The organism is Treponema sp. (assembly GCF_045657965.1).
In the GTDB taxonomy this organism is placed as follows: Bacteria; Spirochaetota; Spirochaetia; order Treponematales; family Treponemataceae; genus Treponema_D.
The window spans coordinates 1-9,747 of sequence record NZ_JAZOUG010000297.1 but is presented as its reverse complement, the minus strand read 5'-3'; the positions used below and the strand labels follow the sequence as shown (position 1 = coordinate 9,747).

Sequence of the window (9,747 nt, the reverse complement as noted above, 5' to 3'; positions counted from 1 at the left end):
ATTAACTGCCGTCCTTTTGAATGGGGAGCTGATATCGTAACTCACTCAACTACAAAATACATGGACGGCCATGATTCAACTGTCGGCGGCTGTGTTGTAGATTCAGGAAAATTTGACTGGATGGCTCATGCCGATAAATTCCCCGGCCTCTGCACTCCGGATGAAAGCTATCACGGAATTACTTATGCTCTCAAATTCGGCAAGGAAGGCGCATTTATTACAAAATGTACAGCCCAGCTTATGCGTGATTTCGGCTCAATTCAGGCTCCAATGAACGCTTATCTCCTTAATCTTGGACTTGAATCTTTGCCTGTCAGAATGAAGCAGCACTGTGCAAACGGTCAGGCCGTTGCAGAATTTCTTTCAAGTCATAAAAATGTTTCATGGGTAAATTATCCTGGACTTAAAGACAATAAATATTACGACCTGGCTCAAAAATACATGCCGAACGGAACCTGCGGTGTCGTAAGTTTCGGCGTTAAAGGCGGCCGCTCTGCTGCAGAAAAATTCATGAAGCATTTAAAACTTGCAATGATTGCCACTCATGTTGCAGATGCCCGCACCTGTGTCCTTCATCCGGCTAGCGCAACTCATCGTCAGCTTACAGATGAAGAGCTTGTTGCATGCGGTGTAGGCCCTGACATGGTACGTTTTTCATGCGGAATCGAAGCAACAGAAGATATTATCGCCGATTTAAAACAGGCTCTGGAATCAATCTGATTATATGCAATTTAACTTGCTTTTCCTGAAAAATCATCTGATAATATAATGAAAAACTTTTTTTTATGGGGCGCGGACAGAGCCCCTGTCTTACTATAAGGATTTACCATGAAAAAATTTATAAAAATTATTTTGCTTTCTTTGACTGCTGGTGTTTTGTTTACTGCCTGTGAACGGGTAGACCTTGAAGGTATCGGTGAACTTAATAAAGTTGAGCTCTGGTACGGTCCTTATTCAAATGATGCTCCTCCATTGCCTGATGACTGTGTTCTCATTGACCACGTCGAAAAAGATTTGGGTATCAAGTTAAAAACCGTACCTCTCCCTTCTGGAAAAGAAGACCAGATGCAGATGGTTCTCGATGCGGCAAAAACGAATTCTCTTCCTGACATTTTTATGGTCGACCGCAACACATTGGTCACGCTTTTAAAGGAAAATAAAATCGCCCGTGTTGATAAAATGTATGAAAAAATGCCAAAGCGTTCATATCAGATGTATAATGAAGAAGCCCGGGCTGCAACTTCCTTTGACGGGTATTCATACGGACTTGCACAGTCAGGTTCTATCGACCGGAACGAAGGTGTTCTAATTCGAAAAGACTGGCTTGATAATCTTGGTCTTGCAGTTCCTGTCACTACGGAAGATTTTTATCAGGTAATGCGTGCTTTCACTTATAATGATCCGGACGGCAACGGCTTAAATGACACATTCGGATATGGTGCTTATATCGAAATCCGTGCCATTGAAGAAGGTCTTGGAAGCCGTTTTGCTCCTTTTTTTGGTGCTTTTGGTGTTGAAGGAACTTATAATGCAAGCAAAAAAAATCCGGGCTTAAATGTGCGTAAACCGGAATATCTTGAAGCTATGGAATATGTGCGGAGTCTTGTTGCTGACCGTCTGATTGATCCTCAGTGGGCAACATACACTAAAAATCAGTTCCGTGCTGCATGGAAAAACGGCCGTTTTGGTATTATGCGGGAACAGAATGCCGCTTTTGCACTTGAGTCAAATTATAAAGATTTTGACGAGAAATTTCCTGACGGCGAGTGGATTTTAATCAATCCGCCTGTCGGACCTCGTGGCGAGTCATCTGTCGGGGCAAATTCCACAGGATACAGAATTTATGCAATTTCTAAACGCGCACAGGAATTAGGAAAGCTTCCTGTAATTGCCCGCCTGCTTGAATGGATGAGTACAGACGGTTATGCAACTGTTGCTTATGGTGAAGAAGCTGTAAACTACATGGTAGATGATGCTGGAAATATTACAACAGAAGGTCTTCCAGACCCTGAACTTGCTTATACTAAAAAAAGTGCTGCTCCATTGTTACAGCTGCGCAATATGGTTTTCTATAATAGTGATGAAGAACTTAAAGCCCGTTATCCGACATGGTACTCTAAAAACGGCAAAGAAATGAGTGCATTAAAAACACTTCGTGCCATGCAGGCAAAAACCTGGACTGTGGGTATTGGAATTCCGGGAATTTCAAAAGAATTAAAAACATTCTATGAACAGGGCTTAAAAGATTTTGCCATGGGAAACCGCTCTCTTTCTACCTGGGACGAATGGTTAAAAGAATTTGACGAGCTTGGTGGGGCCGACTGGGAAAAACGCTGTAAAATTCACGTCGAAGAAAATAATCTTCTTCTTGATAATAACAAAATGTAGTTTTTTAATTTTTTTTATCAGGAGTTTTTACATGAATCAGAAAAAAGGCTTTAAAAGTATTCGTACCCAGCTAATCGTAACAATCGGGCTTTGTCTGATTGTTTTACTGGGAATTTGTTCTGTTTTTATTTTGACGAAGGTTTCCAGTGCATTTAATTCAGTTTCTCAAAATTATCTTCATCAGATGGCTTCATACTATTCTGAAAGCACAAAGGCAATTATTGCCCATGAATATGCAACCTGTGCTGCCTTAAAAACTGCAGTAGAGCAGGCTGATGATATTCTTCCTGCACAGCGTCGTGAATATATAAATTCAGTTCTTAAGCAGGCCCTGATTGATAATGAAACATTTGTTGATACATGGGTGGTTTATGAACCGAATGCCCTTGATGGTCTTGATTCAGAATATGCAGATACAGAAAACCATGACTCAACAGGCCGGTTTATTCCGTACTGGACAAAGGTCGGAAGCACAATTGAATGTACGCCGCTGACAGATTATGAAGAAGGATTCTGGTATGTTAATCCTTTGCACAGCCCGACAGGAATCTTGATTGATCCAAATCCTTATGAAATCGGAGGTCAGACTGTCTGGGTTTGCGGAGTTGCATTCCCGATTTTTGATAAAAATAAAAAACCGGTCGGTGTAATCGGACTTGATATGTCACTTGATACTCTATCTTCTCTTTTGAGACAGGTAAAAGTATATGAAACCGGCTATCTTTCACTTATTTCAGATTCCGGCCTTGTAGCTGTTGATGCAAATTCAGAAAATGAAGGTAAAAATCATCCTGATTTCAGTAACTCTCTGTTTGCTTCTGCAAAAACTTCTTTACAGCCTTTTGGAATGCACAAAAATGAAAATGGGGACACACTCAAGTATTATCAGCCGTTTAAGGTTGAAGATGCCGCTCAGGTCTGGTTTTTGGGATTGAATGCAAAAGAAAGCGAAATTAAAGCTGCTGCAAATGAAATCTTTGCAATCGTAGCCATTGCTTTTGCAATTACGGCTTTTATTATTTTGTTTATTCTGTTTGTGATTATTCAGGGCGTTGTAAAGGAAATGAACAAAGGCGTTTCTGCAATGCAGAATATTGCCCAAGGAGACGGAGATTTAACTGTCCGGATGAATGTAAAAACAGAAAATGAACTTGGTAAAATGTACAAATTCTTCAACCTTACAATCGAAAAAATTCAGAATTCGATTGCACAGGTAAAAGAAGCTGCTGTCAGTCTTGGAAATCAGGGTGCTTCTCTTGCAGATAATATGAACGATACTGCAGCCTCTGCAAACCAAATTACGGCAAATATTGATTCTGTAAATAAGCAGGTTCAGCAGCAGGGACGAAATGTTCATGAAGCTCAGGATGCACTTACATTAATTAATCACAGTGTAAATGATCTGGTAGGCAATATTCAAAGCCAGAGCTCAAGTGTTGTTGAATCATCTTCTGCAATCGAAGAAATGGTTGCAAATATCCGCTCTGTTACATCAATTCTTGAAAAGAACGGAGATACAATTAAATCTCTTGAGAATTCTTCAGAAACCGGTAAAGCCAGCATTGCTTCTTCTGTTGAGGCAATTAAAAAGATTCAGGAACAGTCAGGAACCCTTCTTGAAGCAAGTAAAATTATTCAGTCAATTGCAAGTCAGACAAATATGCTTGCAATGAATGCCGCGATTGAGGCTGCTCATGCCGGTGAAAGCGGAAAGGGCTTCTCTGTAGTTGCCGATGAAATCCGAAAACTTGCTGAAGATTCAAATAAGCAGGGTAAAAATATTACAAATAACCTCAAGGTTGTGCTTTCAAGTGTTAAGGAAGTTACAGATTCTTCTGTTCAGCTGCAGAATCAGTTTAATGAAATTTATGACCTTACCCAGGCTGTTTCAAGGCAGGAACTCACAATTATGAATGCAATGCATGAACAGTCCGAAGGCGGTGAGCAGATTCTTGAAGCAATCAAACAGATTCAGGATGTTACTGCAAGCGTAAAAGGTTCAAGTGATGCAATGGAAGATGCAACAAGTGCTGCAAACGGCAAAATGGACAATCTTATGCGCTTGACCGAAGAAATTACTTCCAGTATGGAAGAAATGTCTATCGGAATCGAAACAATCAATAAATCAATCAATGCTGTTAATGATATGACCCATAAAAATACACAGAGTATTGAATCTTTGGGTGAAGCAGTAGGAAAATTTAAGGTATAAAAATGAACAGACGAAGAGTTGTAATTACGGGACTGGGTGTTGTTTCACCGGTCGGAAATAATGTAGAAGAAACGTGGAATGCGGTAAAAAACGGAAAGTGTGGAATTACAAATATTACGCTTTTTGACCCGTCACGTTTAAGTGTTAAGGTTGCTGCAGAAGTTAAAGATTTTGACATTACAAAATATGGTATTGATTCAAAAGCAACCCGTAAAATGGCCCGCTTTTCAAAATTTGCTCTGGCAGCTTCTGCTCAGGCAATTGCTGATTCCGGTTATACCGGCGAATCTCTTAAAAACGAAAAAATGGGTGTTATGGTTGGCTGCTGTTTAGGCGGTATGGATGCAACAGAAGCCGGTTTCAATAAATTCTGCGATCCTTCAGCAGGTCCTGACCGGCTTCCTCCGCTTACAACACCGCTCATGATTTCTAACGAAGCGGCTGCAAATGTAAATATTTACTATGGATTTCAGGGGCTTTCATGGACAATCAACACCGCCTGTGCTTCAGGAACAGATTCTTTAGGTCTTGCAGCTGATTTAATCCGTTCCGGCCGTACAGACGTAATGCTTGCAGGCGGTACAGAAGCTGCAATTACAGAGTTCAGTATTGCAACTTTTATTAAACTTCAGGCTCTTGCTTCAAAGTTTAATGACTGTCCTCAAAAAGCAAGCCGGCCGTTTGACCGCGACCGCGACGGATTTGTAATGGCTGAAGGTTCTGCTATGTTTATTCTTGAAGAATATGAGCATGCAAAGGCCAGAGGTGCAAAAATCTATGCAGAAGTTGCAGGATTTGGTTCAAGCTGTGACGGCTATCATATTACAGCTCCGTTAAAAGACGGAAGTGGTGCCGCTAAGGCGGTTCAGCTTGCACTTGAAGATGCTGGAATTTCACCGTCAGATATTCAGTATTACAATGCACATGGAACTTCAACTCATGCTAACGATGTCGGTGAATCTAACATGCTCAAGCTTGCTCTCGGCGAAGAAAATGCCCGCAAACTTCATATTTCTTCAACAAAGAGTATGACAGGTCACTTAGTAGGTGCAGCCGGTGCAATTGAGGCTCTTTTCTGTGTTAAGGCAATCAACGAAGGTTTTATTCCTCCGACAATCAATATCGATAATCAGGATATCGAAGGCGGCTGTGATCTTGACTACACTCCAAATAAGGGTGTCAAATGCGATGTAAAAGTTGCTGCAAGTGCTTCACTTGGATTTGGCGGGCATAACGGCTGTATTATCATTAAAAAGTTTGAAGAGTAAAATATCACACTTCTTAAAATTGAAGATTATTGAAAATAATTGAAAATTCTGCAAAAATAGGGATATGAAAAAAATCGTATCCCTGTTTTTATTTTTGCTTACTGTTTCGAATACAATTATTTCTGCTCAATCATCTGATTTAACATTTAATGTTCTTTCATATAGCGAAAGCGGTTCATCTGAAATTTCTTCAGGTTTTCTTCACGAAAATGACGGTAAAAAACATCCGCTTGTTGCAGTTGGCGGACTTCTCTTTTTTAACCTTGGCCTTTCTTCTTATAACCGCTGGGTTTTAGGTTCCGGCTGGGCACAGACAGGCTGGGATGAATGGGATCATTTCTGGGAACGTGAAATGAGTTTTGACCGGGACTGGTACTGGACAAATTTTGTTCTTCATCCTTATCAGGGAGGCATTTACTATCAGGTTTCAAGAGGTTCTAATTTAAATCAGCTGGAGTCTTTTGCAGTAACTTTCGCAGGTTCTTATATGTGGGAATTTTTATGCGAAACAAATGAGCCTTCAATCAACGATATGTATTATACTTCTGTAGGTTCTTTTGCTATGGGAGAAATGCTTTACCGGCTTTCCTTAAATGCTGATGAGATTTCTGAACTTTTTGGACATTTTATAAACCCAACGCGCTGGTGGACTCAGCTCTGGACAAGACAGAAACCGCTTGGAACAACCAGAAATATTCATGAACTTTCGTTAAAATTTACTCTGGGAACTGCCAGGACAAAGACACAAATTATTAACAGTTCTGATTATGATTATACAGGTTCAGAATTTTATCCTGTATTTTTTAATCCTTCAATTTTTATTGCCTATAACGATCCTTACGGGCATGATTCAAATGATCCTTACTCGCAGTTTGAAATTGAAATATCCGCTTCTATTGGAAAAGGCTCTGGAGAAGGTGCTGACTGTAATTACGCCGAACTTGATAAAAAAATCATGTACGATATCCGCATTTTAAGTAACGGTATGCTTTTTGCACGCGCACCCCGGTTTTCAGAAAATACAGATACGACCATTGGTTTAACAATGGAATATGAATTTGACTGGCATCAGTTTTACGAACTTACTTCTCTGGGACCTGGATTTGCTGTAAAACAAAGAGTCCGTGGTGATTCTGCTGATTTTGAATGGCAGCTTCACGGTGCATGGAATGTTTTGGGTACAACAGATTATTATTATTATCACCGTCCGATTGTTGAACAGACTGCAAGTGTGTGCCGTAATTACAGCTATACAACAGGTCCAATGGCAATTTTTAAAGCAAGATACATTACCGGTAACGGCAGTTCCTTTAATTTTTCTTTCCGCGGTTACGCAATGTATGATTTTTACTCTCAGCTTCAGGAAAATTCTACAATGCCAAGTTCAGGCTGGGAGTGGATTGGTGTAGGAAATATTTCTTATGAACTTGCCCTTTCAAAAACTGTCCGTCTTGGTGTACAGGATGAACTTTATGTAAAACGTGCATTCTATAAAAAAGTTCCGGATGTTTTCCAGTGGCTTAATTCTGCAGGCGCTTTTGTAAAATTTCAGTTGAAATAATTTTTATTCGGGTGGGGGAGATTATGAAATTTTTTAGTACACGTGATTCTTCAAATATTGTGAACTTTGAAAAAGCTGTTCTTGACTGTATGCCATTGGATGGAGGTCTTTATGTTCCTGAAGACTTTGCAGATTTACGTAAATGGCTTTTGTATACTGACGAAAATACAAGCTTTTCAAGTATTGCAGGAAGTCTTACTTCTGCCTGCATAAACGATGAATTTTCTCCGATTATTTGTGAAACAATTGCCACAAAAGCTTTTCCTTTTGCGCCAAAGGTGCGGCGACTCGATAATAATCTTTTTACATTAGAACTTTATCATACTCCGACCGGAAGTCATAAAGATTTCGGCATTTCCTTTCTTGTAAACTGTCTTGAGACAATTCTCACAATAAAAGGTGAAGAAGCAGTCTTTCTGGATGCAACAGTCGGTGAGCTTGGAGCAAGTCTTGCGCGGACTCTGCGCGGTAAAAAGCATTTAAAGGCTGTACTTCTGTATCCGCGTGGCTTTGTGCGGGGATTAAGCGAAGAAGACTATATCTGGAATGGTGGAAATGTTCTTCCAGTCGAAATAGACGGCAGTGAACATACCTGTCATGAAATCGTAAGGGAAATCTTTGCAAATCATGATTTTGTTCAAAAATACAATCTTACACTGGCAAATACTGCAAATATCGGGCGCCTTATGCCTCAAACTTTTTTTTATCCTTATGCATTCAGCAGGTTAAAAAATCAGGTGAATGGTGACATCTTTTATGCAATGCCCTGCGGAAATTATTCTAATCTGGTTGCAGGCCTTTATTCATGGAGACTTTCACTGCCGGTAAATGGTTTTATCTGTCCAACCACCGATGAAATTAAGCTTGACCTTAAAGGTAACTGCGAGATTATGGACAGCATAGTTGAGCTGAATCAGCGTGAAAGTGCAGATCCTGCAAGTCCGTCAAATCTTGAACGCCTTGAAGAAATATTTGCTACAAATGCGATGATGCTCAGGCATTTTATTTATCCGTCAAATGTTTCAAAGGAAGAAACAGAAAATGCCTGCCGTAAGCTTTTTACGGATTACAATGTTTATGCAGATAAATCAACAAGCAGAGCATTTGCAGCAGCCCTTGCACGTAAAGAAACTACCGGTGAAGATGATGCCAGTGTAGTTCTTGTTATGCGCGATCACCCGGTATTAAAAGCCGAGTTTATCCGTCACACGCTGGGTGAAGCTCCGGAAATGCCTGAACGAATTCTTGAAGCACTTCGTCATAATGAATTAAACCGGCCGTGTGCAGCCAGCAGCGAAGAAGTGCTTCTTACTATGGCTGACGAGTTGTTTTAGGTTTAACCGTAAATTGTGCAGTAAAAGCTTCACACTTGTATTCAGCCTTCTTCTGGGCTGAGTTAAGCTTTTTGAAGAGCGAATCTACAGTTTTCTGTTTTGAAGCAGAAGAACCCAAAGAAAGAATTCTCTGATACAAACAGAGCGTGTCTTCCATTTTTTCTTTATTGAACCATTTTACGCCGTCGTATTCGTTTGCTCCGATATAAAGCCATGCAAGCTCTGAATCACAGAGCCTTTGAGCTGTAAGAAGAAGATCTTCTTTTGAAGATTTTTCTGTAAGTAAAGGCTGTTTTCCTTCAGAAAGTGCAAATGCCCTCTTAAAGAATTCGAAAGATTCCATGCTTCCGATTTTTGTGTTTCCTGTAAGTTCAGCAATTTTACGCTCAAGGCTCCACTTTCTGGCAAAAGCTGTTTTTGCAAGAGGAAAGAGCATGCTGAATATGTAAAGATAAACGTCTGCATCGCTGATTTTTGCTTTTGCCCCGCCTTTCGGGAAAGCAAGTGTTTTTGGAAGAGCAATCTTTGTAAATTTCGGAGTAACTCTTTCGAGTGAGGCAATCTGGTTTTCGAGCTTTTTGATTTCTAGAGATGTGAGCGTTTTTGCAGATTTTGCACCTTTCTTTGCTTTTGAAGAAGGAATTGCGTTTGCTTTCAGTTCTTCTTTAGCAGCAAGCCGTGCTTTTTCTTCTTCAATCTGCTGTCTTAGAGAAGTAATTTCTTTTGCAATTCTTGCTTTTTCTTCTTCGATGTACTCACTTTCTGCAAACTTATTTGCCACCTCATAGAAATATTCAAGCGGTTTTTCTGTGAGTTTTTTGAGTGAGGCGGCTGTCGCTTTTTTAAGACCTGCTTCTTTTAGCTCTTTTGCACTCATTTTGAGAGTGCCGAGAGAAGAGCAGGCTTCAGCTGAGATTACATTCTGGAAAGCCTGATAGAGCTTTTTGTAGTGAAGTTCCTGCCATGAAGTCGGATCGTAGCCAT

Annotated in this window: 7 protein-coding genes; 6 read left to right on the top strand and 1 reads right to left on the bottom strand. The window is 40.3% G+C overall.

The features are described 5' to 3' along the window. The 6 genes from ACKI5B_RS11295 to ACKI5B_RS11270 all read left to right on the top strand — a co-directional run. Window positions 1-720: PLP-dependent transferase (locus ACKI5B_RS11295; RefSeq protein ID WP_407428809.1), on the top strand; the 720-nt coding region annotated here is incomplete at its 5' end. A gap of 108 nt (window positions 721-828) precedes the next feature. After that, window positions 829-2,388 carry an extracellular solute-binding protein gene (locus tag ACKI5B_RS11290; RefSeq protein ID WP_407428807.1) on the top strand — a complete coding sequence of 520 codons (1,560 nt, stop codon included), beginning with the start codon at window positions 829-831 and terminating at the stop codon, window positions 2,386-2,388. 31 nt (window positions 2,389-2,419) lie between these two features. Next, window positions 2,420-4,600, top strand: coding sequence for a methyl-accepting chemotaxis protein (locus tag ACKI5B_RS11285; RefSeq protein WP_407428805.1), 2,181 nt, complete (start codon window positions 2,420-2,422; stop codon window positions 4,598-4,600). Between the two features lie 2 nt (window positions 4,601-4,602). Continuing rightward, window positions 4,603-5,868 (top strand): beta-ketoacyl-ACP synthase II, encoded by a 1,266-nt coding sequence (gene fabF, locus ACKI5B_RS11280; protein ID WP_407428803.1) that lies wholly within the window; start codon window positions 4,603-4,605, stop codon window positions 5,866-5,868. Between the two features lie 64 nt (window positions 5,869-5,932). Next, window positions 5,933-7,429, top strand: a complete 1,497-nt coding sequence (locus tag ACKI5B_RS11275) for a DUF3943 domain-containing protein (RefSeq protein ID WP_407428801.1) — start codon at window positions 5,933-5,935, stop codon at window positions 7,427-7,429. A 23-nt stretch (window positions 7,430-7,452) separates the two neighbouring features. Beyond that, on the top strand, window positions 7,453-8,763 hold the full coding sequence (locus ACKI5B_RS11270) for a pyridoxal-phosphate dependent enzyme (RefSeq protein ID WP_407428799.1): 1,311 nt from the start codon (window positions 7,453-7,455) through the stop codon (window positions 8,761-8,763). Here ACKI5B_RS11270 and ACKI5B_RS11265 read toward each other — a convergent pair. Beyond that, a partial coding sequence (locus tag ACKI5B_RS11265; protein ID WP_407428797.1) for a hypothetical protein occupies window positions 8,741-9,747 on the bottom strand: 1,007 nt, incomplete at its 5' end. The genes ACKI5B_RS11270 and ACKI5B_RS11265 overlap by 23 nt on opposite strands.